This window comes from Listeria sp. LM90SB2, from assembly GCF_028867355.1.
GTDB classification, from domain to species: Bacteria; Bacillota; Bacilli; order Lactobacillales; family Listeriaceae; genus Listeria; species Listeria monocytogenes_B.
On sequence record NZ_CP046449.1, the window covers coordinates 779832 to 806787 of the forward strand.

Annotated in this window: 28 protein-coding genes and 2 pseudogenes; 27 read left to right on the forward strand and 3 right to left on the reverse strand. The window is 37.4% G+C overall.

What is annotated here, in order from left to right; all coding sequences use genetic code 11:
* Window positions 1–6: 6 nt before the first annotated feature.
* The 4 genes from GL301_RS03795 (at window position 7) to GL301_RS03810 (ending at window position 2101) form a co-directional block, all read left to right on the forward strand.
* On the forward strand, window positions 7–675 hold the full coding sequence (locus GL301_RS03795) for a lytic transglycosylase domain-containing protein (protein WP_003727193.1): 669 nt from the start codon (window positions 7–9) through the stop codon (window positions 673–675).
* A gap of 13 nt (window positions 676–688) precedes the next feature.
* On the forward strand, window positions 689–1333 hold the full coding sequence (locus GL301_RS03800) for a hypothetical protein (RefSeq protein ID WP_003727192.1): 645 nt from the start codon (window positions 689–691) through the stop codon (window positions 1331–1333).
* Between the two features lie 118 nt (window positions 1334–1451).
* Window positions 1452–1778 (forward strand): PadR family transcriptional regulator LftR, encoded by a 327-nt coding sequence (lftR, locus tag GL301_RS03805; RefSeq protein ID WP_003721840.1) that lies wholly within the window; start codon window positions 1452–1454, stop codon window positions 1776–1778.
* On the forward strand, window positions 1778–2101 hold the full coding sequence (locus GL301_RS03810; protein WP_003721841.1) for a DUF1048 domain-containing protein: 324 nt from the start codon (window positions 1778–1780) through the stop codon (window positions 2099–2101). Before lftR ends, GL301_RS03810 begins: the two co-directional genes overlap by 1 nt.
* Window positions 2102–2143: 42 nt before the next feature.
* Here the strand turns inward: GL301_RS03810 and GL301_RS03815 are convergent, their stop codons facing one another.
* Entirely contained in the window at window positions 2144–2791 is a 648-nt protein-coding gene (locus GL301_RS03815) for a FusB/FusC family EF-G-binding protein (protein WP_003724454.1), read from the reverse strand.
* A gap of 270 nt (window positions 2792–3061) precedes the next feature.
* Between GL301_RS03815 and GL301_RS03820 the strand changes: the two genes are divergently transcribed.
* From GL301_RS03820 to GL301_RS03830, 3 genes are all read left to right on the forward strand, one after another.
* Window positions 3062–4792 (forward strand): pyruvate oxidase, encoded by a 1731-nt coding sequence (locus GL301_RS03820; RefSeq protein WP_003734437.1) that lies wholly within the window; start codon window positions 3062–3064, stop codon window positions 4790–4792.
* Window positions 4793–4953: 161 nt separating this feature from the next.
* The gene (locus GL301_RS03825) at window positions 4954–6759 is read left to right on the forward strand and encodes a methyl-accepting chemotaxis protein (protein ID WP_003724456.1); all 1806 of its coding nucleotides are present in this window, start codon (window positions 4954–4956) and stop codon (window positions 6757–6759) included.
* Window positions 6760–6771: 12 nt separating this feature from the next.
* Window positions 6772–7500, forward strand: a complete 729-nt coding sequence (locus GL301_RS03830) for a C39 family peptidase (RefSeq protein WP_003731042.1) — start codon at window positions 6772–6774, stop codon at window positions 7498–7500.
* Between the two features lie 42 nt (window positions 7501–7542).
* Here the strand turns inward: GL301_RS03830 and GL301_RS03835 are convergent, their stop codons facing one another.
* The gene (locus tag GL301_RS03835; RefSeq protein WP_003724458.1) at window positions 7543–7755 is read right to left on the reverse strand and encodes an LPXTG cell wall anchor domain-containing protein; all 213 of its coding nucleotides are present in this window, start codon (window positions 7753–7755) and stop codon (window positions 7543–7545) included.
* A 447-nt stretch (window positions 7756–8202) separates the two neighbouring features.
* On the opposite strand from GL301_RS03835, the gene glmS reads away from it, so the two are divergent.
* From glmS to GL301_RS03875, 8 genes and pseudogenes are all read left to right on the forward strand, one after another.
* Window positions 8203–10008: a glutamine--fructose-6-phosphate transaminase (isomerizing) gene (gene glmS / locus GL301_RS03840; protein ID WP_003727189.1), complete on the forward strand. Its 1806-nt coding sequence runs from the start codon at window positions 8203–8205 to the stop codon at window positions 10006–10008.
* Between the two features lie 112 nt (window positions 10009–10120).
* Complete coding sequence (locus GL301_RS03845; RefSeq protein WP_003724460.1) at window positions 10121–10861, forward strand: FAD synthetase family protein; 741 nt, start codon at window positions 10121–10123, stop codon at window positions 10859–10861.
* 82 nt (window positions 10862–10943) lie between these two features.
* Window positions 10944–11423 carry a DUF6530 family protein gene (locus tag GL301_RS03850; RefSeq protein ID WP_003727187.1) on the forward strand — a complete coding sequence of 160 codons (480 nt, stop codon included), beginning with the start codon at window positions 10944–10946 and terminating at the stop codon, window positions 11421–11423.
* Window positions 11424–11436: 13 nt separating this feature from the next.
* Window positions 11437–11775: a GIY-YIG nuclease family protein gene (locus GL301_RS03855; RefSeq protein WP_003724462.1), complete on the forward strand. Its 339-nt coding sequence runs from the start codon at window positions 11437–11439 to the stop codon at window positions 11773–11775.
* A gap of 144 nt (window positions 11776–11919) precedes the next feature.
* Window positions 11920–12324, forward strand: coding sequence for a DUF4064 domain-containing protein (locus GL301_RS03860; RefSeq protein WP_003721851.1), 405 nt, complete (start codon window positions 11920–11922; stop codon window positions 12322–12324).
* Between the two features lie 693 nt (window positions 12325–13017).
* The gene (locus GL301_RS03865; protein ID WP_010958798.1) at window positions 13018–14922 is read left to right on the forward strand and encodes a MucBP domain-containing protein; all 1905 of its coding nucleotides are present in this window, start codon (window positions 13018–13020) and stop codon (window positions 14920–14922) included.
* 276 nt (window positions 14923–15198) lie between these two features.
* On the forward strand, window positions 15199–15708 hold the full coding sequence (locus GL301_RS03870; protein ID WP_010958799.1) for a helix-turn-helix domain-containing protein: 510 nt from the start codon (window positions 15199–15201) through the stop codon (window positions 15706–15708).
* Window positions 15709–15763: 55 nt separating this feature from the next.
* Window positions 15764–16081 (forward strand): annotated as a pseudogene (locus tag GL301_RS03875) (family 1 glycosylhydrolase); the annotation flags it as partial.
* Window positions 16082–16094: 13 nt separating this feature from the next.
* Here GL301_RS03875 and GL301_RS03880 read toward each other — a convergent pair.
* Window positions 16095–16754 (reverse strand): Crp/Fnr family transcriptional regulator, encoded by a 660-nt coding sequence (locus GL301_RS03880; protein ID WP_003724466.1) that lies wholly within the window; start codon window positions 16752–16754, stop codon window positions 16095–16097.
* 262 nt (window positions 16755–17016) lie between these two features.
* Between GL301_RS03880 and GL301_RS03885 the strand changes: the two genes are divergently transcribed.
* The 12 genes and pseudogenes from GL301_RS03885 to GL301_RS03940 all read left to right on the forward strand — a co-directional run bounded on the left by GL301_RS03885 (window position 17017) and on the right by GL301_RS03940 (window position 26874).
* Window positions 17017–17394 (forward strand): GntR family transcriptional regulator, encoded by a 378-nt coding sequence (locus GL301_RS03885; protein ID WP_003724467.1) that lies wholly within the window; start codon window positions 17017–17019, stop codon window positions 17392–17394.
* Window positions 17378–18067 (forward strand): ATP-binding cassette domain-containing protein, encoded by a 690-nt coding sequence (locus tag GL301_RS03890; RefSeq protein ID WP_009928906.1) that lies wholly within the window; start codon window positions 17378–17380, stop codon window positions 18065–18067. Before GL301_RS03885 ends, GL301_RS03890 begins: the two co-directional genes overlap by 17 nt.
* Entirely contained in the window at window positions 18064–18768 is a 705-nt protein-coding gene (locus GL301_RS03895) for a hypothetical protein (RefSeq protein WP_003724469.1), read from the forward strand. The genes GL301_RS03890 and GL301_RS03895 overlap by 4 nt, the downstream gene beginning before the upstream one ends.
* Before the next feature lie 14 nt (window positions 18769–18782).
* A complete protein-coding gene (locus tag GL301_RS03900) occupies window positions 18783–20783 on the forward strand; it encodes an ABC transporter ATP-binding protein/permease (protein ID WP_010958800.1) in 2001 nt (666 codons plus the stop codon).
* A gap of 28 nt (window positions 20784–20811) precedes the next feature.
* A complete protein-coding gene (locus tag GL301_RS03905) occupies window positions 20812–21315 on the forward strand; it encodes a hypothetical protein (RefSeq protein WP_003731229.1) in 504 nt (167 codons plus the stop codon).
* Between the two features lie 142 nt (window positions 21316–21457).
* Window positions 21458–21658, forward strand: a pseudogene (locus tag GL301_RS03910) (hypothetical protein); the annotation flags it as partial.
* A gap of 95 nt (window positions 21659–21753) precedes the next feature.
* Complete coding sequence (locus GL301_RS03915; RefSeq protein WP_003724472.1) at window positions 21754–22590, forward strand: alpha/beta fold hydrolase; 837 nt, start codon at window positions 21754–21756, stop codon at window positions 22588–22590.
* A gap of 125 nt (window positions 22591–22715) precedes the next feature.
* Window positions 22716–23396: a Crp/Fnr family transcriptional regulator gene (locus tag GL301_RS03920; protein WP_003734914.1), complete on the forward strand. Its 681-nt coding sequence runs from the start codon at window positions 22716–22718 to the stop codon at window positions 23394–23396.
* 80 nt (window positions 23397–23476) lie between these two features.
* The gene (locus GL301_RS03925) at window positions 23477–24088 is read left to right on the forward strand and encodes a nuclear transport factor 2 family protein (protein WP_003724474.1); all 612 of its coding nucleotides are present in this window, start codon (window positions 23477–23479) and stop codon (window positions 24086–24088) included.
* 114 nt (window positions 24089–24202) lie between these two features.
* The gene (locus GL301_RS03930) at window positions 24203–25024 is read left to right on the forward strand and encodes an SGNH/GDSL hydrolase family protein (protein WP_009918154.1); all 822 of its coding nucleotides are present in this window, start codon (window positions 24203–24205) and stop codon (window positions 25022–25024) included.
* Window positions 24996–25901, forward strand: coding sequence for an ABC transporter ATP-binding protein (locus tag GL301_RS03935; protein WP_010958801.1), 906 nt, complete (start codon window positions 24996–24998; stop codon window positions 25899–25901). The genes GL301_RS03930 and GL301_RS03935 overlap by 29 nt, the downstream gene beginning before the upstream one ends.
* Window positions 25894–26874: an ABC transporter permease gene (locus tag GL301_RS03940; protein ID WP_003721874.1), complete on the forward strand. Its 981-nt coding sequence runs from the start codon at window positions 25894–25896 to the stop codon at window positions 26872–26874. The genes GL301_RS03935 and GL301_RS03940 overlap by 8 nt, the downstream gene beginning before the upstream one ends.
* The last annotated feature ends 82 nt before the right edge of the window (window positions 26875–26956 follow it).

The following is a 26956-nucleotide window of genomic DNA, read 5'->3' on the forward strand; positions in this document are numbered from 1 at the left end:
CCGTGGATGAATCCAGTAGAACAAGTAATAAGTGCTAGACAAGCCGAGTTTCAAAGCGCGTTCGAAGCAGCGAAACAATCGGCTACCACTTTTGAAACAAAATTAAACGAACGCTTAAATGAAACCACAACTGCCAAAACAACAAGTGTACAAACTGTCACAGATGCCGAACTTACGCGCGCTCGAGAAGCATATGAAGCATTAATCAATCAATCCGACACCAATTCTGCCGCGTCTGCTTCAAGCACAACAACCGAGACTCCCACTACATCAACAGGTGAATCAACTAACTGGAACAACTACCAAATCAAACCAATCAGTGCGGAAAATGAAGGAAAATATAGTGATTTAATCAAAACTTCGGCCGCGAAATATGGCGTTCCAGAAGCACTCATCAAACGAGTCATCCAAGTAGAATCCAATTTTAACCCGAACGTTGTATCAAGTGCTGGTGCAACAGGTTTAATGCAGTTGATGTACGGCTCGAATCGTACAGACCCAGCAACTAATATCGACGCTGGAACAAAACAATTGGCAGGTTATATTAAAAAATATGATGGCGATCTCAAACTGGCATTAGCAGCTTATAATGCTGGGCCAGGAAATGTTCGCAAATATGGCGGCGTACCACCATTCAAAGAAACGCAAAACTATTTAACGAAAATTATTGGGTAAGGGAGAATAAACCATGGGAAACTGGCAACAAAAGTGGGAATCATGGCGCGATATGACTGCAGCAATGCAACAAGAAATCAAAATTGAAGCAGCCGAAAAAGTGACTTCCTACATAAAAAATGACCAATTTGAAGAAGCAATTAACGTCATCAGACAAACCGAAAATCTCCTAAACGAACTGGATTTTGAAACTAAAATGAATCGTGTCGAAGAACAGCTCCAAGCATTCACATCCGACCAAGAAGCAGCTAAATCATTTGAAGCAAGCCAGCTTCAAAACCTAGAAAAACCAAGCACAAAAGTAAGCTTCGACCTATCACATGTAAAATCAGAAGCGATCAATCAGTTCACCAAACGCGATTTCAACCTAGTAGACTCAAATGATACCCACATGCAATTCCTCAAAGGCAATCGAAATTTTTATATGGACATTTTCAATCCCGAAGAAAGCGAAGAATACCACTACGCTAATCTTGATGAGAAATGCCAATACAAAAACATCGGCTTCATTTGCCAAAACGATGCAGCAGCTGAAATCGCAACAAAATTAACAAACGAATGGCTCGAAACTTTAGAAGCTCCGAAAAAGAAATTTTTAACGGTTAACATTGCTAATTTAAACGCGATGAAACAAAATCAAGAAGTACTTTTTCAATAGAAAAAACCTGTTCTCGCCAAAGAGAGCAGGTTTTTTTATACAAACAGGTTGACAACTAACCTACTTTGTATTACTATATACTTGTACCTAGTAACAACTAGTAGAGGAGTGAATTCAAGTGAAAGGACTAACCGAGTTACTCAAAGGTAGTTTAGAAGGAATGATTTTGGAGCGGATTTCTAGAGGAGAAACATACGGCTACGAAATCACCAAATACCTCAATGACCTAGGCTTTGATGAAATCGTCGAAGGAACCGTCTACACCATTCTCGTTCGTCTGGAGAAAAAAGGATTAGTCGAGATAGAAAAGAAAAAATCAGAATTAGGTCCACCACGAAAATTTTACACATTGAGCCCAGCTGGTGAAGAAGAACTAGCTATTTTTTGGAAGCGTTGGGATTTTATTCAAGGAAAAATCATGCAGGTTAAAGGAGGGCAAGCGTAATGTTTAATTGGTACAAAAAATACCGCGAAGAAAAACGAGATTACAAACAGTACAAAAAACGAATAGCCGCTTTGCCAGAAGATTACAAAACCGCAATGAAAGCTATCGAAACCTATTTATGGAACTTTGCAAAAGGCGCTGGGATGTTTGAAATCCTAAAGAATGTACTCGAGATGTTCGAAAACGCCGCAGCCGACAACCTAGAATTAAAAGCCGTTGTAGGAGATGACCTAGCGGAATTCGCCGACAACTTACTAAGTGAATTTCCGGAAGAAACATGGATGGATAAACAACGTCAGAAATTGCGAGATTCGATTAAATAAAAAACAGAAAGCCTCTCAAAAAAATGAGAGACTTTCTGTTTTTTATTTGCGTTTCTTAACAACCTCAATAAATTCATCTAACGTTTCGTGGGTTTTTATTTGCTGATTACACACATCACTATCGTAGCAAATGTAATTACCATTTGTCGTATAAATGCCGTCACTCGAAGATTTCGTTTTCGCCATAAAGAGCGATACTTTGGAATGCGAGTGACAAATCGAACAAACACCCTTTTGAATCTCTGTCGAAATAGTTCCTTGTACGCCGACCAAATTTCCGTCCTCGTAAGTCACGATATATTTACGTTGCTGAGCGATATCATTCCAGCCGTAAAAAGTATAGTCGCGCAAATCTAGTTTAGACCAGGCGGGAATTTTTAATTTTTTCGTTTTCGCAAAAAGTTTTTTAAGTTTCACATCACTAGGTGGCGCGAAAGGAATCACATAGGCTTTTAACCCATCTAAAAACGGCTCTGCTTCTTTGGTTGAAGTAATCGCATGGAGCTCGCTAAACAGTTCCTTATGCTCCTCTAGCACGCTTTCCGGGAATAGTTCATTGATTTTCTCCTCTGTTAACGATTTTAACGCCTTCAAAGTCGAAGTATCATTGGCGGACCGGTATGCGCGTGAAACATTGGCTAATTGATTTTTGATAAAATTATATTGGTATGGCTCGATAAACTCTTTCATTATAATTCTCCTTTAATAGTTAAATGTTGGTTAAACTAGCTGAAGGATTGAAGAGTTTATTTCACTCTTACTTTCTAAACAATCCTAAAGCCATTGTTAGAAAGTCGAGAGCAGTGCAATTTTGTTTGCATCTCTTTGATCACCACCTTGCCTTCATTATAAGCACTTCTGAATAGTTCGTCAATTCTCTTTTATGAATACTCTTTTAAAAACAGGGTAAACGAAAACTATTGGACATTAGAGAAAACATCCATGGGAGGAGAAAGTAAAATGAAAAAAGTAAAAGCAAGTGAAACACTCGTACAAACATTAAAAAATTGGGGGATTGACCACGTATATGGTTTACCTGGTGATTCGATTGATACAGTAGTTGATGCCTTACGAAAAGAACAAGAAGCAATCGAATTTATTCACGTTCGGCACGAAGAAGTGGCGACACTAGCCGCAGCAGCATATACCAAATTAACAGGCAAAATTGGTGTCGCATTATCTATCGGCGGCCCCGGAGCAATTCATCTTCTAAACGGCATGTATGATGCAAAAATGGATCATGTGCCAATGCTCGTACTCGCTGGGCAAGTGACAACCGACGTCTTAAACACCGGCTTTTTCCAAGAAGTCAATTTACCAGCGATTTTTGAAGATGTTGCCGTGTATAATAAACAAATTGATAATGCCGAAACACTCGCGGATGTGGTTGATGAAGCAATCCGCACCGCTTATAAAGAAAAAGGCGTCGCTGTCCTAACGATTCCAAATGATATCCCGTCACAAGTAATTAAAGCGAGCCTTGAAGCAAAAACAGTCAAATTCGAACAAGAAAATCCAAAACTAGATGAAGCGGCAATACAGGAAGCTGTAGCACGGATTGAAAAAGCGGAAAAACCAGTTATCTTAGCCGGATTAGGGACTAAACACGCTGGACCAGAACTAATCGCCTTCTCAGAAAAATTGAAAATCCCGATTATTCATTCCTTACCAGCAAAAACCATTGTTCCAGATAACCATCCAAATGCACTCGGAAACCTTGGTAAAATCGGAACCAAACCAGCATATGAAGCTATGCAAGAAACTGACTTACTATTAATGTTCGGGAATGATTACCCTTATAGCGATTATTTACCAAAAAAAGCCGACTGCATCCAAATCGATATTGACCCAGCCAAAATCAGCAAACGTTTCCCTGCAACAGTTGGTTTAGTTGGCGATGCCGCAGAAATCATCGGTAATTTAACCGCGAAAACCGCACCTGTAGAAGAGCGTAAATTCCTTCAAGCATGCCAAGAAAACATGCAAGAATGGTGGAAATGGTTAGAAGAAGACATCGCACAAACAACCGATCCAATCGCCCCAGAAGTCGTGATGGCGAACATCCAAAAAATCGCTGATAAAGATGCCATTTTCTCTATCGACGTAGGAACTGCAACTGTTTGGAGCACTCGTTATTTACATTTAACCCCACAAAATGACTTTATCGTTTCCGCGTGGCTTGGTACTATGGGCTGCGGTTTACCTGGAGCTATCGCTGCCAAAAAAGCATTCCCAGACCGCCAAGCAATCGCCATCGTCGGTGATGGAGGCTTTTCCATGGTCATGCAAGATTTCGTCACTGCAGTAGGTTTAAACATGCCAATGATTGTCGTCGTGTTAAACAACCAACAACTTTCATTCATTAAATATGAACAACAATCAGCTGGTGAACTAAACTACGCCATCGATCTACCAGACATCAATTACGCAAAATTCGCCGAAAGTTGTGGAGGAATTGGTTTCCGAGTAGAAAAAATGGCGGACCTAGAAGCTGCTTTCGAAAACGCTAAACTAGCAACGAAGCCAGTAATCATCGACGTTTCCGTGGACAGTGCAGCCGCTCCACTACCTGGTAAAATCGTGATGGACGAAGCGCTCGGTTATACTAAATTCGAAATCCAATCAGTCTTAGAAGACCATCGTTTCGCAAAAATGCCACCACTTAAAACCATTTTACGCAGATTTTTATAAAAAATAAATAAAAAAATAACATTATCACCCGTTTCATGCCGATTTTCGCTAATTATTATAACGTTTTTTTATTAAAACTAATTATTTTACAATAAAATATGGAGTTTTTTTAAAAAATATGAGATAATAAATTAGAATTAGAGAATAGGAGTGTGGAATGGGTGAATTTAATTAAAAATCGTAAATTGAAAACAAAATTAAGCATCAATATTGTTATAACGACCATCATGTTAATCGGACTTGGCGCGACTAGCTTTCTTGGCTTTCGTCATGTAGCAACACTTTCAGATAATATGGTTGATAATAATGTCGCACCGATGAAAGAAATCGCAAAAATCCAAACAAACATGGCGCAAATCAATATCGACATCCTGACCATGTTCGACACTATTAACGGAAAATCAGCTCTTATAAAAGATATTGATGATCTTTATGCCGAAAATGACCAAGCAATTCATAATTTCAAAAAAGCCAATTTAACAGCAGAAGATAAAAAACAATTAGCGTACTTTGAAGAAAAACTAGCGGACATGAAATCATCCGCATCCTCAGTAATCAGTGACACATCAAGCGCACTAGACGACGCAGAATTACTTGGAGCGCAAAACAGATACTACCAAAACGTCAAAACAAAATTTGACGATGCAACTAAACAATTAAACGTTTTAAATGAAATGAACTACAAAGAAGTCGAAAATTCTTCTCAAGCAATTTCTGACTTTGGTGTAAAAATCAGTATCATATTCACAGCAGTTATTATTGCCGTGCTAATTTCTCTATTCATTTTTAACGCTTATATTACAAGAGTGATTCTAAAAGGAATCCGACACTTGCAAACAGCTGTACATAAAGTAGCTAGTGGAGATTTGTCGTACCGCAGCACTTATAACGGTAGAGACGAGCTTGGTGATATTACAAACGACTTGAATGAAATGAGCGAAAACCTAAGATTAATGATTGAAGACGTTAAAAAAGCTTCTACAGACGTTAAATCTTCCAGTGACAACGTTATTATTAGTTCGGAAATTATTTCTGCAATGACAACAGAAATGGACATCGAAATGAAAATGATGGGTGAACAGATCCAAACACAAATCGGCAGCATGAAAGAAAGCACGGATGCAATGGATCAAATGACTGGCGGCGTTCAAAATGTGGCTGAATACGCGCTTAAAGTATCTGATCTAACAAAAGATTCCGCAGAAAAAACGAACGATGGCATTGCCGTTATCAATAATCTCGTGTCTCAAATGGATCGTATCAGCGGCGTTATGCGTTCAAGTACAGACGTTGTTTCTCAATTAGTTAACCGCGTTGGTGAAGTGGAAAAAGCGCTGGATACCGTTACAAATATCGCTGACCAAACCAACTTGCTTGCCCTAAATGCGGCAATCGAATCTGCTCGTGCTGGTGAACATGGCCGTGGATTTGCAGTCGTAGCCGAAGAAGTCCGCAAACTAGCTGAACAATCACGACTTGCTGTTGTTGACATTAATACTGTTCTGAAAAAAATTCAAACAGAATCAAAAACTACTATCGAAGTAATGAACACAGGTCTTTCCGAATCAGAAGCTGGCCAAAAAATCATTTCTGAAACGGAAGCAACTTTCACAGACTTACTCAATCGTGTCAATGATATTTCCGCTCAAATGCAAAATGTATCTCAAGAAACCGAAGAAATGGCTGCGGGAATTGAAGAAGTCAACACGTCAATTAGCGACGTAACAGAAATTTCCAATCAAATCGGTGAAAAATCCACTGCTGCACTTGAATTCGCAGAAGTAAACAAAATGAAAGTGGACGAGCTAGTTGTTATCTCCGAAGAAATGCAAAAAATTTCCGGTTCATTAGAAGGGTATATCGCCAACTTCAATACCGAAGTGAGCGAAGAAGCGGTCGAAGTAACAGAAGAGCCAGAATCAGAAACAAAAGATCCAGGAGAGCCAGTCCTAGCAGAAAATGTCTAGGAAGCATGTATAATGCGAATTTGGATAAAATCACTGCTTGTCATTACAGCGTGTATATTTAGTTTGACCCTTCTAAATACGAAATATACCTTTTATTCACCAACCGTCAAACTCGAAAGCGCCAAAGTCGTTTATAAATTAGACAACGAACCTTTTAATGTAAGATTAGATGTGCCACTAGTGAATCAAATGGATGCTCCTACGCTTTTTAATGGCTGCGAAGTAACGAGTTTAGCAATGCTCTTACAATTCAATGGAAAGCGTGTAACGAAAAATGAGTTAGCGAATAATCTCCCAACAACACCAATCGAACAAAATGGTTTACACGGTAATCCGGATAAAGCATTTGTTGGGAGCATTAGCGGCGATAGCCCTGGTCTAGGCGTGAATCATGCTCCCATAGCTAATCTGGCCGCTAAATACGTTAACGAAGCACACGTCCACGATATTAGCGGGAATAGCATTCAAGACATCATTACTGTACTCAGCACAGGCGCACCAGTATGGATTATCACTACCACCGACTACCATGCACCCAAAAACTGGCAAACCGTCCAAACAAAAGAAGGTAAAAAGAAAATCACGTATTCGATGCACAGTGTGGTAATTACTGGGTTCGATAAAAACAATTTTTATATTAATGACCCATATGGACATAAAAACCGTGCCGTAAAAAGAAGTGTACTTGAAGAAGGCTGGTCTGCTATGGGAAAGCAAGCCATTTACCTAAGTCACCCATAAAAAAATCGTTTGAAAGCATATCTCATGCTCTCAAACGATTTTTTATATTTTCTTCTTAATAAATAGGACGACAGCAAGCGCGACAAGCACCACTCCAATAACAATCGGCCAAACCGAAAACGCATCTCCGGTAGAAGGAAGAAAGGAAGCAGTATTTGTACTTTCAAATGCGACAGCTGTACTTTCTCGGAAATAAATGAATCCAAGTGAAATGAAAACAGCAATACTAGCAACTAATTTTTTTGCAAAAACCATTCAGCTCGCTCCTTTTTGTATCATAACTATATTATTAGTCATTTGTTATTTTTTGTCAATGTATAGACCAATTTTAAACAAACGGCTATATATAATGCTTGACCTAGTATACATATTATTGTAAAATGAATTTGTTTCCTTGAAAAGTAGTGAAGGAGGATTGTACAATTAAATAGAAGCGCCAGAACTGATTGGGACGAAAATACTTGAAGGTGAAATCCCTGAAAAGTAAACAGTCAGTTGACGAGGAGGAGATTAATCGAAGTTTCGGCGGGAGTCTCCCGGCTGTGCATGCAGTCGTTAAGTCTTACTTACAAATCACTTGGGTGACCAAGTGGACAGAGTAGTAATGAAACATGTTTTTTACCCTCCAAGGAAACCAAAAAATGTAGAGGGCTTGAAATTGGATAAGTCTGCCCTCAAGTTAATTATTGGAGGAGTTTTACTATGTGTGGAATCGTTGGATATATTGGAACAAATAATGCAAAAGGCATTTTATTAGAAGGACTTGAAAAATTAGAATACCGCGGCTATGACTCTGCGGGAATCGCTTTGCAAAACAAAGACCTAGTAACAGTAGTTAAAGAAAAAGGACGGATTGCAGACCTTGCGAGCCTTGTACCAAGTGATGCATTCGGTACAACAGGAATCGGACATACACGCTGGGCAACGCACGGTAAACCAAATCACGAAAACGCCCACCCGCACCAAAGCAAATCTGGTCGTTTTACAATGGTTCATAACGGCGTAATCGAAAACTATACCCTTTTAAAAGAAGAATACTTAAAAAATCATTCATTTGTTAGTGATACGGATACAGAAGTAATCGTTCAGCTTATTGAACTCTTTGCAGCAGAACTTTCGACTAAAGAAGCATTCAAAAAAGCGTTATCGTTACTTCATGGTTCTTACGCGATCTGCTTAATTGACCAAACCGATACAGAAACACTATACGCAGCAAAAAACAAAAGCCCATTACTAATCGGAAAAGGCGAAAACTTCAACGTTATTGCAAGTGATGCAATGGCTGTTCTTAAAGAAACAGATGAATTCGTGGAAATTATGGATAAAGAAATCGTTATCGTTACAAAAGACGGTTTTACATTAGAAACATTAGAAGGGGAAGAAATTAGCCGCGCGAGCTACACTGCTGAATTAGATGCATCTGACATCGAAAAAGGCACATACCCGCATTATATGTTAAAAGAAATCGATGAACAACCAGCAGTAACACGTAAAATCATCCAAGCTTACCAAAATGAAGCTGGGGAAATCAATGTCGATCAAACAATTCTTGATGAAATTTTATCTTCTGACCGTATTCATATTGTCGCTTGTGGTACGAGCTATCATGCTGGTTTAGTCGGAAAAAATTTAATCGAAAAAATGGCGAAAATTCCTGTAGAAGTACATGTTTCTAGTGAATTTGGTTATAATTTACCGCTAATGTCTAAAAAGCCGTTATTCATTTTCATTACCCAAAGTGGGGAAACAGCTGATAGCCGCCAATGCCTTGTAAAAGTGAAAGAACTTGGTTACCGGACGCTGACATTAACGAACGTACCAGGCTCTACGCTTGACCGTGAAGCGGATCATTCGATGTATCTCTATGCTGGACCTGAAATTGCGGTTGCATCAACAAAAGCATATACCGCACAGATTTCGGTTTTAGCAGTACTTGCAGTTTCACTTGGTCGCGAAATTGGTGATGCTGAAGCACTTAGCATTAATTTAGCTGCTGAATTAGGTATCGTTGCAACTGCAATGGAAGCAATGGTTTCTAGTAAAGAAGTTATCGAACATATTGCGGGCGAATACTTAGCGACTTCTCGTAACGCCTTCTTCTTAGGTAGAAACATCGATTATTTCGTAGCGATGGAAGCAGCACTTAAACTAAAAGAAATTTCATATATTCAAGCAGAAGGTTTTGCAAGTGGGGAATTAAAACATGGTACTATTGCGCTTATTGAAGATGGCACACCAGTTTTAGCACTTATCACGCAAGAATCTATCAACTGGAATATTCGCGGAAATGTAAATGAAGTCTTAGCGCGTGGAGCAAAAACTTGTGTATTTGCAATGGAAAACGTTGCGCAACCAGGTGACCGCTTTGTTATTCCGCAAGTGCATCCATTATTAACACCACTAGCGAGCGTTATCCCGTGTCAATTATTAGCTTATTACGCAGCACTTCACCGTGACTGTGATGTCGATAAACCAAGAAACTTAGCAAAAAGTGTCACAGTAGAATAAAGTATTCAAGACCTTTTCGAGATTAGAAAAGGTCTTTTTTTATGTAATCAATAAATTTGCACGACGCCCTTGTTATACTATAAACTTAGAGAGGAATGGGGGAAATCAGCCAATGGAAGTATCACACGTAACACTCGAACCAAATAAAGATAGCCGCCCCGCAGTTTTAACAATCGGCAAATTCGACGGGGTACATATCGGCCATCAGACCATTTTAAATACAGCCTTATCCATAAAAAAAGAAAATGAAATATTAACCGCTATTAGTTTCAGTCCACATCCGCTTTGGGCTTTAAAACAAATCGAAATATACCGCGAAATGCTCACACCAAGAATGGAAAAAGAACGTTGGCTCGCGCATTACGGTGTCGATCATTTAATCGAAACAGCATTCACACCTCGGTATGCGGAAACGACACCAGAAGAGTTTGTCAGAGACCATTTAACCAATTTGAATTTATCGCATATCGTCGTTGGTTCTGAATTTAATTTTGGGAAAGGGCGCGATTCTGACGTAGATTTACTCCGGGACCTATGCAAGCCCTATGATATTGGTGTCACATCTGTCCCGGTTATTGAAACAAATCAAACCAAAATAAGTTCCACCAACATTCGAGCGTTTATTCGGCGCGGTCATTTTCAAGAAGCGGAAGAGCTCTTAGGCCATCCGTGGTATATTACTGGAATTGTAGAAAATGGTGAGATGACTGGCTTAGATGATTACGTTCTCCCAGCAACAGGTACGTATCAAACAGACTCAGGAATAGTGAATGTAACGAACAATCGTACCATCGAAGTCGGATTGTCAGATGGACTTCAACAATTACATATGAAAAACGAACTTTCCGAGTAATTAGGAAAGTTTTTCTTTACATTTTATAAAATTAGTAATATACTAATTTAGTAAATTACTAAAAATTAAAAGGAGAAATCTTATGAAGATTCCAACTACCTTAAAACATAAACCAGTAATCGTTGTTGAAAATTATGAAGAAGTAGATGGCAAGAACGCTTACCATTCTGATGCGAAAGGACTTTCGCTCGGACTTGCACAGTGGAATGATCGGGGTAAAGTAGATATTTCAGCCAAAGTATGGCGTCATACTGGTGATAAATGGTCACGCCAATCCGAAGAACTTCCGCTACACCGTGTGCTTGATTTGGCCATTTTAATTGCTAGAACCAAAGTCCATTTCAAAGATGCTTACCGCTTACCTCATTTTTATGACAAAGAAAATCCTACGCTTGATCGCATCGGTTTGCAAGGAGATGCGCTGACTATTGCTGTTTGTGAAGATAACGAATATATCGATGAGGACATGCAATTGTTCGAACAAGTTTTAAAAAATGATGATGAACTCCTCAGCGAACGCCTCAAAACATTAAGCAAACTATTACAAGAAGCAGGTTATTAAGGACGTGAAATAATTGAATAAAGACAATCGTAAAGAACTAATTCGTGCATACAAAGAAAAATCTCCCGATGCCGGCGTTTACCGTTTTATCAGTACAAAAAGTGGTAAATCCTTAATTGATAACACAATGGATTTAAAAGGAATCGCCAATAAACTTGCTTTCGGAGTGAAAATTGGAGCGGGAAATATGCTGCCACCAGAAATGGCAAAAGAAGCAAAGGAATATGGTATTGACACCATTCAATTTGAAATTCTTGAAAAAGTAGATATTAAGCCCGAAATGACAAAAGAAGATATTAAAGAAGAAAATGATGTACTCCTTAGTTTATGGCTAGAACGTGAAGATATCTGAGACCTTTCACTTGAAAGGTCTTTTTTTATTAAAATTGTACAATAAAAAGATAATTGCAATAAAATACACGAAATGTCTACATTTTCTAGCAAAATTAATGTTATACTAATAAATGACTATTTTAAAAGGGAGGTTTATATCATAATGAATCCAAGAAAATCAGAATTTGTTCTAACATTAATTGCGGGAATTACAGGTATTATTGCTGGTATTACTGGAATCGCGGGCGGAGGTTTACTTGCTGCTCTTTCTGGCAGTGAAGAATTATCTAACGCAACTGCGATGACTGCTGCTGACTCTGAAGCACTTGCTGCTGCAGGTGGTTTAACAGTAATTTTCTCTATAATTGCTTTAGTGCTTGGTATTGCTTTGATTGTTTTTGCTGTATTAATTAAACGCAATGCTAAAGTATTCGGTATCTTGACGCTAGTAGCTGGTGTTGTAGGTTTCTTCTTAGTAGGATTACTATGGATCGTTCCAGGTGTACTTGCTGTTATTGCAGGTATTATGTGCCTAGCGAGAAAAGTACCAACTGACACATTTAGCTAATCTTAATGCTAGACTGTAATAGGATGAGGAATCATTCTGTTGCAGTTTTTTTGATTTAAATAGTTCTCAAAAGATAATAAATTTATTTTAAAGTAAAACTGACAATTTATTTTGTCGGTTTTTTTGTGGTTATTATATAACTCTATTTCTTCAAACAAATAGAGCAGATGTGAAAAGTACTATTTCTACTATTTTCAATATTCATCAGTCAATAATAATATGATTTCACATTATCAGAGTGCTAAAATTAGACTTCGTTAGCTGTGTCCAGCTGTTAAATTGTGACGTTTTTTTGACAAAATTGTAAAAATGGATAAAAGTGTAACTTTATCCAAAAACGAGGTTGAATTCAAGTGGATTTCGATGATTTGGGATGTTTTGAAAATGTTGGAATTATCTTTTGAAACGCTTTTTTTTTGAGTTGTATTTTAATTGAAAATAAGTAATATCAATTACTTTCGTGTTTTTGAAACTTTGCTAATTAGATTTTTTATAGTAAATTATTTTCGTTTTTATTCGTGAAAATGTGTCAAAAATAATTACTTGAAAATGGAATGAAATACTGTTTTTGTGATATAAAACGTTCAAGAAATGTTCATAAATAGGAAATTTTGCTACTTAGGAAGGCGTTTTTGAGTGGCTGTTTAGCGTATAATTTTAGGAGTAATAAATATTACTGGAGGTTATACACGAATGAAAAAAGCGTTTCTATGCCTATCCGCTGTTGTTTTGTCATTAAATTTTGTGTGGGTTAACCCACTTTCTGGGTTGGCATCCAAAATCGAAACAACAAAATTGAAATCAACAATGGATACAAACCAACAAGTTAATTTGAAAAATAATGCAACCGATATTGTTACTTCGGAAGATTTAGGAGGGCAGACGTGGTTGATTAATGAAGTAAACAGACAATTAGCGCCTAAAAAGGTCGGTGTGGATTTAACATTTGACGATTTGGCTAAAATTAAGATCATTTCATTGAGTAATAAATCGCTTACTGGTGAAGTACCACCGGAGATTAAAAATTTAGTATCTCTTGAAAAATTGCTTTTATATTCTAATAAGCTATCAGGAGAGATTCCTGCTGAATTAGGGGAATTAACGAATTTATCAGAACTTCGATTAGACTACAATCAATTCACTGGAAAAATTCCTGATGGACTTGGAAAGATTTCGTCAATTGCGTTACAGAACAACGAACTGGTTGGCCAAATTCCTTTGAGCTTATACGAAAATCGAACAGGAACAAATGAAGTAAATGTATCAGGTAACCAAGTGACCATTAATAGTAGAGAGCCGGAACCAAGTATTTACTCCTACTCAACTTTTATTTATCCAGCGACTACACCTCAATATAGTGGGCATTTGACGGCAACAACCACTTATTTTAGCAACGTAACGAATGATACATTGCTTACTCCTTTTCTTTCTGGCAGTTCTACTTTTATTGATTTGCATGCGGAGTTTATGTTAGATAGGGAACTTTTTGAAGGTCATGAGGTAACAATTACAGATGAGTCTTCTGGTAAAATACTTTACGAAGGTGAGTTAAATTCTGACATTAGTATTTCTTTGAAAAGTTTCAGCTCAGGCTATCATAATATTCGAGTTGTACTTGATAATGCGCCGAACAACCCACAAAACCAAGTAACTTTTGGTATCAGCATGGCAAGTACGGTGGCTGGTGATTTGACAGTTAACTATGTAGATGAAGATGGAAAAACGATTCATGATCCACAGATAGTTAGTGGATTTGTAGGTGATGATTATGATGTAACAACGCCTGACTACGAATTAGTAATTGATGGGTACGAATTAGATACTTCCAAATTACCAACCAATGGGATGGGCACTTTTGACTACGCGCCACTATCTGTCACGTATGTCTATAAAAAAATGGAAGGCGCACCTGTCACAGTAAAATACGTAGATGAAAACGGCAACGAAATCACTACTTCTGACACTTTGACCGGAAAACTAGATGATTCTTATCACGCAAAAGCGAAAGAAATTACTGGATTTACATTAGATAATAGTAAGCTACCAGCCAATGCAAGCGGCGTTTTTGAAACAAATCCACAAACAGTCACCTACGTGTATAATGCAGTACCTGCAAAAATTAAAGCGCATGATTCCACGATTTACGTAGGAGATACATGGAGCGCAGAGGATAATTTTGATAGCGCAGTAAATTCTGTTGGAGCTGCAGTTTCCTTTGATGATGTAAAAGTAGAAGGGAAAGTAGACACGACAAAAGCAGGTGTTTATCCGGTTACTTATAGTTTTTCCGGGGAAGCTGTGACTATTAATGTAACTGTAAAAGCTAAAGTTATTCCAGCACCACCAGTAACACCTGTTCAACCAATTAATCCAGACCAACCAAACATTCCAAATACACCTAGCGTAGATCAGACTCACGTTGCAAAACCTGGAAATTTAAAGGTAACAAAGACACAACCTACAGTAGCAGGAAAAATAAAACTACCAACTACAGGGGATAATCTTTGGGATAGTGTGCTGTATAGTGTATTTGGTTTAATAGCAGTATGTGTCGCATTTAGTTTATTCTTCTGGCGTAAAAAGCAAAAGCATAGCTGAAATATATTAGAACTAGGCTGCCTATTTTAAAAGGGTAATGTGCTAAAGAGATACCAACTAAAAACGGTATACCAGCAAAAAATAACTTTACGTCCTATTCTGAATTAAAGAAAGCAAAATAATATTTTTATGATTGAAAGGTACTATGGATGTGATAGTAAATACAAAACTGCATATCGTGGCTATAAAGTTTGAATGTTAATATGCGTTGCTTGTAGCAATGGACGAGTTCTCATACAATAGTGATAACAACTGGAAGAAAGGTGGGTATCTCTAATGTTAAACGAAAATATTAAAGCAATCAGGAAATCAAAAGGACTTTCGCAAGAAGAAATTGCCATCAAACTGAATGTGGTGCGACAAACAATCTCTAAATGGGAGCAAGGATTGTCAGTTCCTGATTCTGATATGTTAATCTCCATATCGGAAGTGCTTGAAACACCAGTAAGCACTTTGCTTGGAGAAACTGTTATGGTTTCAAAGGTTGATGACGTAAAAGCGATCTCCGAAAAACTGGAGATTATAAACTTACAGCTTGCACAAAGAAAGACCGCCAGACAAAAAATGCTTTATTGGCTATTTGTCTCGTTGTGTACCGTTATAGCAATAATTTCAGCGGTCTTTATAATACTAAATAGTCCTTACTTAGGTTGGGATTATAGTGACCCTGAAACTAGCGTTATCGGAGTAGCTTTTCATACATTTGAATGGTTGTTTGTCAGATTAGCACCGATTATCCTTATAGGAGGAGTCGTTGGAATTTTTTTAACGCGGAAGAACGTATGAAATCGTACTATTTTTGATGCTTTTGGGGATGAGTCAGGCTTCAAAATTACTGTTTGTAAAAAGGAACGGAATCAAAGCACCAAACCCATATTGTCAAACAACCGAACGGGGCTAGACAATTGATTCTACGTACCGAATTGATTATTTGGCCTCACATATTGCGCGTATGCAAGAAGCCATTGAAGAAGGTTGTGACATAAACGTTTATCTAACTTAGTGAATAATAGCTCTTTATTCAACACGTGAAGGTTTCGAGAAAAGATATGGCTTTGTTGATGTTGATAAAGATAATAGCTATAAACGTTTGAAGAAGAAAAGTTTCTATTGGTATAAAAAAGTAATTGAAACTAATGGAAATGATTTAAGTTATTAAATTAATATCAATCTCATATATCCAAAGAGTCCTTATCAATCCGGTAAGGGCTTTTTTTGTTGACCAAAAATTCTTCTTCTACAAGTTCGGTTAGTAAATTGGATATGTTTGGCTGCGTTGTGCGGCAATATCTTGCAAGAACTGACTGATTGATAAAGTTTGGTAATACAATTTCATTTCTTTCTTCATCTTCAGTGCCCATCTCTACCGCAAGATTTTCTAAAGCCATGTAAATCCGTTCTTTCGGCGTTTTTGCAATCATACCAAGAAGCGCATAGTGACGAGCAAAAACGTCAGCAATACTTGTTAAGAGAAAATCATTTACATCAGGTTTAATCGATAATATGTTGAGTAAAAAGTCAGCATCTATTTTATAGAGCATCAAATGTTCACTCATGACCGTAATACTATGCTTTTTTTTCGGATAAGAGGAAAATGCATCAATTCCTAAAACATTATATGGAAGAACAAAGATGGAAATGTAGTTCGTTTTTCTTAAATTATCCTCTAATTCAACTGCAGCATAACCTTCCACGATAAAAAAGATACTTTTCGCTTTTTCATCTTCAAAAATTATTTTTTCATTTACGGTATAGGTTTTCTTCGTTACATATTTATAGTAGTCTGGAAATTCTTTTAAATATCCAAGTACGGTATCAAGTTTCTCTGGCATTATAGTGCCCCCTTATATTTGAATAATTACCACTTTATTATACGCTATTTCTTTAAAAAAAATATTATGAACAGTTTGTGACGTTATCTAGATTGGCTTATTGTATACATTTTTAATTAAAAAAATTTTTTAAGCAATAAAAAACGCATTTTAGATATATGTAATGTATAAATGAAGCGATTTTCCTTTGATATAGTACATTCATAGCCAGTGTGACCCAGGTGGTACGGTGATACGGACAGACAGGCGAAAGGAGGAAATTATGAAGTTTGATGATAGTAAACCCATTTATAAACAAATCGTTCATTATATTCATACAGAAATTGTTACAGGAATTTACAATGCTGGTGACAAGCTACTATCTGTAAGAGAGTTAGCAACAAAGTTAGAAGTAAATCCGACAACCATCCAGCGAGCTTATGCAGAACTGGAAGAAACGGAAATTATTTACACCGTTCGAGGTACTGGTAAATATTTGACAGAAGATAAGAGGAGAATTGAGCAATTGGAAAATGACATCGCAAAACAACTTACCGAAAATTTTATTAGTGAAATGAGTAAATTAGGAATTAATAAAGAAAAAATTATCGCTTGGGTGAAAAAAGTAGAGGAGGTAGAAGTAAATGTTAGTGGGAAATAATATCGCTAAATCCTATCCAAATAAATTAGTCTTACAAAATGTAGACCTCGAAGCAAAACCAGGCGACATGATCGTGCTCACTGGTGAAAATGGTAGCGGGAAAACGACCTTGCTAGATATGTTAGCAAGCTTGAAGAAACCGGATAGTGGCACATTGGAATTAGACAATGAAGTATTTACTACTAATGATATCCGCCAGCAAATCGCTTATTTAAATAATGAACTTTACGCTAAAAAAAGTACTACTATAGAAGATTATATGAAACAACATGGTTTGCTTTTTGAAAATATGGAGTTAGATAAGTGGGACCGATTACTTGCTGGATGGCGAATTAACAAACGACTAAAACTTGGCGAACTATCAACAGGTATGTTAATGAAAGTGAAAATTGGTAGTGTGTTAGCAAGAAAAGCCAAATTGTATCTTTATGATGAACCTTTTGCGAGTATCGATATTATGGCTCGTTCAGAAGTAATGAAAGCTATTATTAGCGAAACAAATCCAGATGCTATCACGATTATTTCTTCCCACCATTTAGAAGGAACCGAAAAATTATATAGCAAACTGTGGTTAATTAAAGATAACACGTTAAAAACTATTGAAACAGAAACTTATCGCGAGGAAACAGGCAACGCATTAATCGATTTCTATAAGGAGGAAATGAACAAATGACAAAAATGATTACTTTTTATTTAAAACAAATCAGTCCTATTCTTTTGATTGGACTTGCAATTATCTTGGGGCTGAACTTTCTAGGGTTCACGATGAATCTGCTTGAGGGAACGGATTTGCTTTTTAGAGCAATTCGAGGAACGACGGTAATGAGCCTAATTCTAGTGCTTATCACTACTTGGAAAATCACGAAACTCGACACATCGAAAGAAAATGTAACACTTGCTTCTCTTTCTGGATTTTCAGAAACAAAGAAATTTTTCGGAAAACTATTTGCTGCTTATTTATCAGCAATTACTGTAATTTTACTTCAAAGTGCCTTTATTTGGTATTACGGTTTTGAGACAGGACGAATGGAAGCAGGCGATGCGTTATCGTTTGTTTCTGGAACGTTGATGATGTTTTTATTTATCGCTATGTTTGTTTGTTACTTTGTTATTCCGGTAGGGTGGTTAAAAGATCATGTGAAGGCGAGTTCTCTTCAAAAAGCGGCAGTTATTCTACTTCTCTTTGCTATCCTAATTGTCAATTTACTAGCTGAATACTACTTGCATATTTATAACGGCCCTGGAATCATTTCCATTTTACCTAATGGACACTTTGATATTTCCCTTCTATCTATTGTTTGGAATGTAGGCTTATGTTCAGTTATTGCAGGCAGTTACATCTATATGAAATCTAAAAAAATGGATACTATTTGAAAGTAGGAGAATAAATGTTAGAAATTAAACACCTTAAAAAATCTTATAAGTTAGGAAAGAAAAACGAAACACCAGTTTTGAAAGATATTAATGTGACCATTCAAGACGGAGAATTTGCAGCAATTATAGGAAAAAGTGGTAGTGGGAAGTCTACGTTGCTAAATATTATTAGTGGACTTGACACTGATTATGAAGGGAAAGTTTTATACAATGGGGAAGATTTACAGGATATTGATTTAGATGCCTATCATTTTAATCATATCGGCTTTATTTTTCAAAGCTTTCATCTAGTCAATCATATGTCTGTTATTGAAAATGTAAAAGTTCCATTATATTTGAATCCTGAATTAGCAGAAAGCGATCGAAATGCGAGAGCGCTTGATTTGCTGAAACAAGTGGGGCTAGAAGACTTTGCTAGCAAAAAACCAACACAACTATCTGGTGGACAAAAGCAAAGGGTAGCGATTGCAAGGTCTCTCGCTAATAATCCAGATATGATTATAGCCGATGAACCAACTGGAGCACTGGATAGTGTTACTTCAGATGAAATTATTAAACTGCTTAAGGATTTGGCCGCAAAAGGGACAACCGTAATAGTTGTAACCCATGATTTAAACATTGCAGACCAAACTGATGCGGTATTACGCCTAGCAGATGGAGAAGTAATTTCATTTGAAAGAAAAAAAGAAGTTGTCCAAAAAGTTACCCACAAAAACGAAAAAAAGTTAAGACTAAACTGGTGGGCTACTGCAAAAATTTCTTTTAAAAGTTTTTTCAATAGAAAATTCCGAAATTTGCTTGTAGCACTTGGCACCTCGATTGGCATTATCGCTATTTTATTAGCATTTGGGCTTGGAAATGGAGTAAATCAAAGTCTTTCAAAGATTTTTGGGACAACTTTTTCACCCAATCAGATTACGACTTATTATAAAGAAGATGGTGGCTCGAAATCACCTGAACCTACCACTCCATTAACGAGTAGTGAGATCAAGAAAATTAAGCAACTGTATGAAGATGAAAATATTACAGAGATATACGAACGCACTACTGTCCAAGGAATTAAGTTTGAATACGATGGCGAATATTTAAAAGGTATTTCTGGTGAAATGCAAGAAGCCAACTTTAAGCCATCACGCTATGAAGATTTAACCGTCAAAGATGAGTATCTTCTAAGCGGGAAAATGGTGACAAGTGATGAAACCGGAGCAGTCATCCCGTCAAGTGTAGCAAGAGCTATTCTTGGAAAAAAGGATTCTGATGAATTAACAAAAAGTGATGGTGATAAACTCATTGGTAAAAAAATAACCTTAGTTTATGCCGGAAGAAACAGTGACACAAAAAATACGGTTAAAACAGAAACAATTATATCCGGTATTACCAACCCATCTAAGGAAGGTTTTGCTAGAGGATTTGATGTTTCCACAAAAACAATGAACGACTTTATTAAAACAACTGGTATTGAAAAACCGATTTTATCTGTAGATGCATTCACAAAAACGACAGCAGAAGCAGAAGAAATCGTGGAGAAATATGAGGATGACAAAGACTGGGCGAATTATTCGATTACTAACGCGAATGCTTTCGTAGATACATTTAGCCAGTTTACCGATATTATTGTGTACTTGATTGCCTTTATTGCAGGTCTTTCGCTTGCAGTTGCTGGCGTGATGATTGCTATCGTGCTTTATATCGGTGTGGTGGAACGAACAAGAGAAATCGGTGTATTCCGAGCGATTGGTTATCGTAAACGCCATATTCGCGGACTTTTCATGATGGAAGCAAGTTATATTATTATTTTAGCTAATGTGCTATCAAGTCTTGTCGCCGTGACAATTGCAAAAATAGCCAGTCCTATTTTAGAAACGAAAATTGGCTTTGAAGATATGATTCACATTTCGTTCTGGAATTTCCTTGTTACACTCGCAATAACAATTACTATTGGCTTTATTTTCTCGATTTATCCAAGTAATAAAGCAGCAAAATTAGATGCAGCAGAAGCTTTAAGATCAGAATGACCCAACTAACAGAAAAGAGGAATTTAACATGAAAAAACCACTAAAAATCAGCTTAATCGTCGTAGGAATCGCCGTAGTCATATTTGCAGGAGTGATGCTATCCTACCGTTTTATTAAATCAATGGACGTTACTGAAAATGCCGAAATAAATAAATCAGCTACAGGAGATCATGTATTACTGGCAACTCAAGGTAGTAAATTCAAAGACAGTGTAATGGACCAAGTGAAAAAAGACATGGAAGGCAAAAACGTGCATGTTTCGATTATCGATACAACAAAATTAGACAAAGTAAAAGCAGATGATTATGACAAAGTAGTTCTATTCACTACAGTGCAGTCCGATGATATCCCAGAAAACGTAACCACTTTTATGAATGATAATAAAGATAAAAGTATCCATATTGCGGTAACAGCAGATTCTGGCCGCTGGGATGATAAACCGAAAGATATTGATGCAATTTCCGAAGCATCGAAAGCAGAAAATAAACAAGATTTCGTGGACGATTTGACAAAAGCAATTGTGGCGGAATAAGACTAACAGAAACACCCATCCTTAGGTGGTGGCTCATAAGAAAGTATATGAACTTATTGATAGTGACAGCTAACAAACAGATAATGTAAAAAGCGTAATATGATGGAATTAGAATTCCTCGTATTGCGCTTTTATTTTTTGAATTATTTTTCCTTGTTATAATTTTGCCGCATCTCGTATGGTTTGCGAGTTTATTGAGAAAATACAATTAGTTAGTCAATACATTTTTATTATTGTCACTTATAGTAATACGGCGCCAATGTGCGCCTCTACCGAACTATATGATTACTTCCTTATGAGCACCTACCATTTGGTGGGTGTTTTTTGGAAAATAAATCCATAATAGCTTTCTCCTTTCGTAACCACGGTTACAGACGAAATCACAAAAGCTATCTATACTAAAGTTAGATTTTAGATAAATTAGAGGAGATGGTCATAATGAGCGTTTTAAACATTGAAGGAGCAAAATTATCGTATCAGAAAGTCGGACAAGGTCCTATTCTTATTTTTATACCGGGAGCAAATGGAACTGGAGATATCTTTTTACCACTGGCAGAGCAATTGAAAACATCTTTTTCTGTTGTAATGGTAGATCGTCGTGGGTATGGGGACAGTGAGTTAACAGCAGCTATACCGGAGCGCGCTAGTCATGCATATGATGATTACCGAGTGACTAGAGATGCTGCTGATATTGCTGCACTCGCAAAAGCGTTAAGCGACGAGCCTGTTTATATTTTAGGGTCAAGCTCTGGTTCGATTGTTGCTATGCATGTCTTGAAAAATCACCCAGAAGTTGTTAAAAAAATAGCCTTTCATGAGCCACCAATCAATACATTCTTACCAGATTCGGAGATGTGGCAAGAAGCGAATGAAAAGATTGTACAAACTGCCCTAACTAAAAATATGGCTGAAGCAATGCAACTTTTTGGCGAAACACTTCATATTGCCCCCATTGACGCAGAAAGCATGTCGAAACCAGCCGTAACAATAGACGAAGTGACAAAAGATTCAACCACGCAACAAATGAAATACTGGTTCACTTATGAAATCCGCCAATATACTAGCTCTAATATATCTTTAGACGATTTCAAACCATATGTTCATCAGATTACGTTACTTAATGGTACCGATTCAAAAGGCTCATTCCCACAAGATGTTAATGCCTTTATAGCCAAACAGCTCGGATTAACTATCGTGGATATTCCAGGCGGTCATTTAGGTTATATTCAAAAACCAGCCGGATTTGCTAAAGTACTTTTGTCAATCTGGGGATAAAAATAAAAAATTCTGCTAAAGGTTAAATTTAGCAGAATTTTTTTGATGCAGTCGTAATTGCTATTTAAAAGAAAGTGGTCTATGCTTATCGTTAAAAGTAACTTTCATTTTAGAGGAGAAGCAAAATGAACATTCGAACTGAATTACAAAATAGCCAATTATGCGAAGGATTAACAGAAGCTCAATTAAACGAACTGATGAATAAAATTACGGTTAAAGAAAAGCACTATAAAAATAATGAGATTTTATTTTATACAGACGAAGTAACGAAAGTATATATTTTAGTTAAAGGAAATGCGGCCATTGCTAAAAATACAAGTAGCGGTAAGCGGATTCTAGGTAAAAATGTCACAGAACCTGGAGAACTGGCTGGGGAGATTTATTATTTCTCGCATCGCAATCCATTTTGGGACTATGTAATCGTGCTTGAACCGACAACAGTATTAGAAATTAGCAGCATCGACCAAGAAACTCTTCAAACCTTAGATTTAGCTTTACAAAACCAACTATTAGTCAATTTATTAAAAAGTGTTACTAGAAAATTTGAATATATAGGTGAAAAGGTACGAATGGTTTCAGAAGACTCTGTTCGTGCAAAAATAAGCAATTATTTATTTGGCATCCAAGACGATGATGGCAGTATCGAATTAACAGAAACAAGAGAAGAAATTGCCGACTATCTTGATATTACAAGACCTTCACTTTCGAGAGAACTTGGCAGAATGCAAAAAGAAAATATTATTCGTATCGAAGGAAGTAGCGTTATTATTTTAGATGCGATTATATTTGATACTTTTATTGAGTAACTAGTAACCAGCGTTACATCTTTTCGTATGCGGTAATGGTAAGCTATTCGTATTAAAAGAATGAATACGGAGGAGATTAGATGTTATTAACTAGAAACGAACCTTTTACCGCAGAAAAAATACAAGCAAAGACAGACATCCTTGAGCTAGTTCAATTTGAACGATTTTGTCGCGACAATGCACTTTGGGATGAAATGGAAACTTGCTTTACAAAAGATTCAAACGTAAAAATTTCATGGTTTCAAGGGACTGGCCATGGCTTTATTGAAGCATCAAAGAAAATGACCAATCCTGCGCCACATAAAATATACAATACGCAAGTTTGGATTAATAACGATCGAGCTGTGGCAATTATGCAAGCCACTATCCAAACACGCACCATCATTAATGGAGTAGAAATGGAACTCAATTCTGACGCCAAATTAGTCACACGAGTTGAGCGAATTGAAGGCAGATGGTATATTAATGCGTTTGAAGGAGTTTATGAGAAAGACTCGTTGATGCCAATCATTCCCAGTAAACTTGCAGATGTTCCTGCTGAGTTGTTAGCTAATTTTAGAAAAAGCTATGCTTGCCTAGCACTTTCATTAACATTAAACGGTTATGAGATTGATAATAATCTTCCCGGCATTGATCGCCCGGAGCAAGTGGCTCAATTTTTCAAAGAAGCTGATGAGTGGTTGCTCCAATAATTTAAAAAGGATAGCTAGTTTTTACTAGCTATCCTTTTTAAATGAAGGAGTCTCATTTTAAAATATGCTATACTTAGTGAAATATAAACCTCATGAAACGGTAGGTGGTTGTCAGTGAAAAAGAGTAAGACGGTTCAAATTCTATTAGTTTTTTCCGTTGTTGCGTTAATTTTGAGCATGGTTGGGGTGGTATCAATTTGGTATGGGCAGAAAAATCATCAAACGAATAATGCGAAAACCACCACCAAAAAAGAGACGACAGTAACGAAAAAACAAGATACCTTTAAAATAACCGCGCTCGGTGATTCGCTTACATATGGCGTTGGCGATACAGAAGGCGGCGGGTATGTCCGAGTGGTGGAGAATTTCTACAAACAAAAAGAGAAAAATGTCGAGAATGTCAATCTTGCTATTAGTGGGGCGAAATCAGACCAGCTTCTCAAACAATTAGATCAAAAAGAAGTGCAAAACCAAATAAAATCAGCCGATGTTATTTTAATGACGATTGGCGGAAATGATTTGTTTCGTGGCGGAGAAGCACTGGATGATTTCAAAAGCAATGCAATTAAACAAGCCGAAGCAAGCTATACGAACAACCTGAAACAAATTTACCAAACGATACGAAAATTAAATCCATCCGCGCCCGTTTTTCATATTGGGCTGTATAATCCGTTTATGTCATTAAAAAATGCGAGTGAAATGTCGGCAGTTGCGAATGAGTGGAACATGCAAAGTCAAAATCTATCGCAAAACGAGAAAAATATCATTTATGTTCCGACTTTTGATTTATTTCAGCAAAATGGGGATGCATATTTAGCGACTGATAAATTCCATCCAAATCACGCCGGATATCAGTTTATCGGTAATCGGGTGACAGAGGTTATACAAACAGGAGGGGGAAAAGACGATGACGGAGCTAGCACTTCAAGTAACTAATCTGCATAAAAAAATTCGCAAACGAGAAATTATCAAAGGGATTTCTTTTGAAGTAATGCCCGGAGAAGTTTTTGGCTTTCTTGGACCGAATGGAGCTGGCAAAACAACGACGATTCGAATGATTGTGGGGCTAATAAAACCAACATCTGGAACGATTTTAATCGGTGGGAAAGATATACGGAAAAATTTCACCGAAGCAATGCGCGGACTTGGCTCGATCGTTGAAAACCCAGAATTCTATACATTTTTAACGGGACAAGAAAATTTAGCGTATTTTGCCCGAATGGATTCGGCGATTAAAAAAGAACGCATCCAAGAAGTAACCGAGCTAGTTGGGCTAGAAAAGCGGATAAATGACCGAGTTTCTACGTATTCACTTGGTATGCGCCAGCGTTTAGGCATTGCTCAAGCGTTACTTTCGAATCCGAAATTATTAATTCTTGATGAACCAACAAACGGCTTAGATCCATCTGGAATTCACGAAATGCGCGACTTTATCCGTGCTCTGGCTAGAAATGAAGGTATTAGTGTACTTGTTTCTTCCCATTTATTAAGTGAAATTGAACTTTTATGTGACCGAGTGGCGATTATGACAGATGGGACGATTATTAAAACCGATCAAGTTTCACATCTTCTTAGTTCTCGTGCGCAATTACGCTGGCTGGCGACTCCTTTTGAACAAGCCAAAGCATTTTTGGAAAGTGTAACCGAAGTAGAAGTGGACGGCGAATATCTCGTGACCGCAGTGAATGAACATAGCGCCGAATGGAACGAACAGTTGGTTGCAAAAGGCATTCAAGTCCATGAAATCGACAAGAAAAAACCATCTCTCGAAGACCTATTTCTTGAGTTAACAGGAGGTCATACGATTGATTAATTTAGTTTATAATGAGCAATTAAAACTTTGGCGCAAAAAGCGACTCATTGTTATTTTGGCGCTAGTGGCAATTATCGTAGCGATTTTCACGTATGCACAGTTCCGGCAGCATCAAGAAGATGAAAAGCAAGCTGGGACAAGCGATTGGCATGTGCAAACCCAACAACAAATTGTTGACCTTGAAAATAGGCTCGGAACAGGGCGACTGCCAGAAGAATATCAAAAATATTTCAAAGTGCTTGTCGGGCAACTACAATATTATTTGGATAATGACATCAACCCAAATGCACCTGGAGCACCAACTTTCCTAAAAACGTTTGTCGAAAATGGTATTAGTTTATTGTTTCCGCTTTTTATCATGGTTATAGCGGCCGACTTAATTAGTGCTGAAACAAGTGCGGGAACGATGAAATTCCTGCTGACAAGGCCTGTGAAGCGATGGCGGATTTTGACGAGTAAATATATTTCAATGTTGCTTTCGATTTCCGCGATTATGGTATTATCCGCTGTTATTGCCTATCTGATTTCTGGAATTGTGTTTGGTTACGGTGGCTGGGATGCGCCAGTTCTCACCGGATTTGGCATGAAAGATGGTGCTGTTACAACAACAGACGTGTACCAACTGCCGGTTTGGCAACTACTGCTCATGGAGTTCGGACTCGCGTGGTTTGTCAGTGTCGTGGTCGGCGTGTTAACGATGTTTGTATCGGTGCTCGTCCGCTCCACAGCTGCCGTAATGGGAATTATGCTTGCTTCACTCATTACCGGAACCATTTTAACCAACCTCGTCAGCTCTTGGCCGAGCGCGAAATATTTATTTATGGTTAATTTACAACTAACGAATTACTTAAACGGCTCGAGCCCACCCGTCGAAGGCATGACATTGAGTTTCTCGATGCTCGTTCTGACCGCGTGGATGCTAGTCGCGTTTATCTTATCCTATTTTATTTTCACCAAACGAGATGTGTATTAAAGAGCGCTTAATGGCGCTCTTTTTTGCGGTCATTAAAAGTTACTTACTTTTTGTGAGCATAAAACTTTTCTTTTTAATAGTT

Excerpts from the sequence above, each read along its gene's own strand:
- GL301_RS03860 (WP_003721851.1), top strand. The coding sequence starts at position 11,920 with ATGAATCCAAGAAAATCAGAATTTGTTCTAACATTAATTGCGGGAATT.
- GL301_RS03810 (WP_003721841.1), top strand. The coding sequence starts at position 1,778 with ATGTTTAATTGGTACAAAAAATACCGCGAAGAAAAACGAGATTACAAA.
- GL301_RS03905 (WP_003731229.1), top strand. The coding sequence starts at position 20,812 with ATGAAAAAACCACTAAAAATCAGCTTAATCGTCGTAGGAATCGCCGTA.
- GL301_RS03880 (WP_003724466.1), bottom strand. The coding sequence starts at position 16,754 with ATGCCAGAGAAACTTGATACCGTACTTGGATATTTAAAAGAATTTCCA.
- GL301_RS03895 (WP_003724469.1), top strand. The coding sequence starts at position 18,064 with ATGACAAAAATGATTACTTTTTATTTAAAACAAATCAGTCCTATTCTT.
- GL301_RS03885 (WP_003724467.1), top strand. The coding sequence starts at position 17,017 with ATGAAGTTTGATGATAGTAAACCCATTTATAAACAAATCGTTCATTAT.
- GL301_RS03890 (WP_009928906.1), top strand. The coding sequence starts at position 17,378 with ATGTTAGTGGGAAATAATATCGCTAAATCCTATCCAAATAAATTAGTC.
- glmS (WP_003727189.1), top strand. The coding sequence starts at position 8,203 with ATGTGTGGAATCGTTGGATATATTGGAACAAATAATGCAAAAGGCATT.
- GL301_RS03935 (WP_010958801.1), top strand. The coding sequence starts at position 24,996 with ATGACGGAGCTAGCACTTCAAGTAACTAATCTGCATAAAAAAATTCGC.
- GL301_RS03795 (WP_003727193.1), top strand. The coding sequence starts at position 7 with ATGAATCCAGTAGAACAAGTAATAAGTGCTAGACAAGCCGAGTTTCAA.
- GL301_RS03835 (WP_003724458.1), bottom strand. The coding sequence starts at position 7,755 with ATGGTTTTTGCAAAAAAATTAGTTGCTAGTATTGCTGTTTTCATTTCA.
- GL301_RS03845 (WP_003724460.1), top strand. The coding sequence starts at position 10,121 with ATGGAAGTATCACACGTAACACTCGAACCAAATAAAGATAGCCGCCCC.
- GL301_RS03915 (WP_003724472.1), top strand. The coding sequence starts at position 21,754 with ATGAGCGTTTTAAACATTGAAGGAGCAAAATTATCGTATCAGAAAGTC.
- GL301_RS03820 (WP_003734437.1), top strand. The coding sequence starts at position 3,062 with ATGAAAAAAGTAAAAGCAAGTGAAACACTCGTACAAACATTAAAAAAT.
- GL301_RS03850 (WP_003727187.1), top strand. The coding sequence starts at position 10,944 with ATGAAGATTCCAACTACCTTAAAACATAAACCAGTAATCGTTGTTGAA.
- GL301_RS03830 (WP_003731042.1), top strand. The coding sequence starts at position 6,772 with ATGCGAATTTGGATAAAATCACTGCTTGTCATTACAGCGTGTATATTT.
- GL301_RS03865 (WP_010958798.1), top strand. The coding sequence starts at position 13,018 with ATGAAAAAAGCGTTTCTATGCCTATCCGCTGTTGTTTTGTCATTAAAT.
- GL301_RS03920 (WP_003734914.1), top strand. The coding sequence starts at position 22,716 with ATGAACATTCGAACTGAATTACAAAATAGCCAATTATGCGAAGGATTA.
- GL301_RS03925 (WP_003724474.1), top strand. The coding sequence starts at position 23,477 with ATGTTATTAACTAGAAACGAACCTTTTACCGCAGAAAAAATACAAGCA.
- GL301_RS03815 (WP_003724454.1), bottom strand. The coding sequence starts at position 2,791 with ATGAAAGAGTTTATCGAGCCATACCAATATAATTTTATCAAAAATCAA.
- GL301_RS03800 (WP_003727192.1), top strand. The coding sequence starts at position 689 with ATGGGAAACTGGCAACAAAAGTGGGAATCATGGCGCGATATGACTGCA.
- GL301_RS03900 (WP_010958800.1), top strand. The coding sequence starts at position 18,783 with ATGTTAGAAATTAAACACCTTAAAAAATCTTATAAGTTAGGAAAGAAA.
- GL301_RS03870 (WP_010958799.1), top strand. The coding sequence starts at position 15,199 with ATGTTAAACGAAAATATTAAAGCAATCAGGAAATCAAAAGGACTTTCG.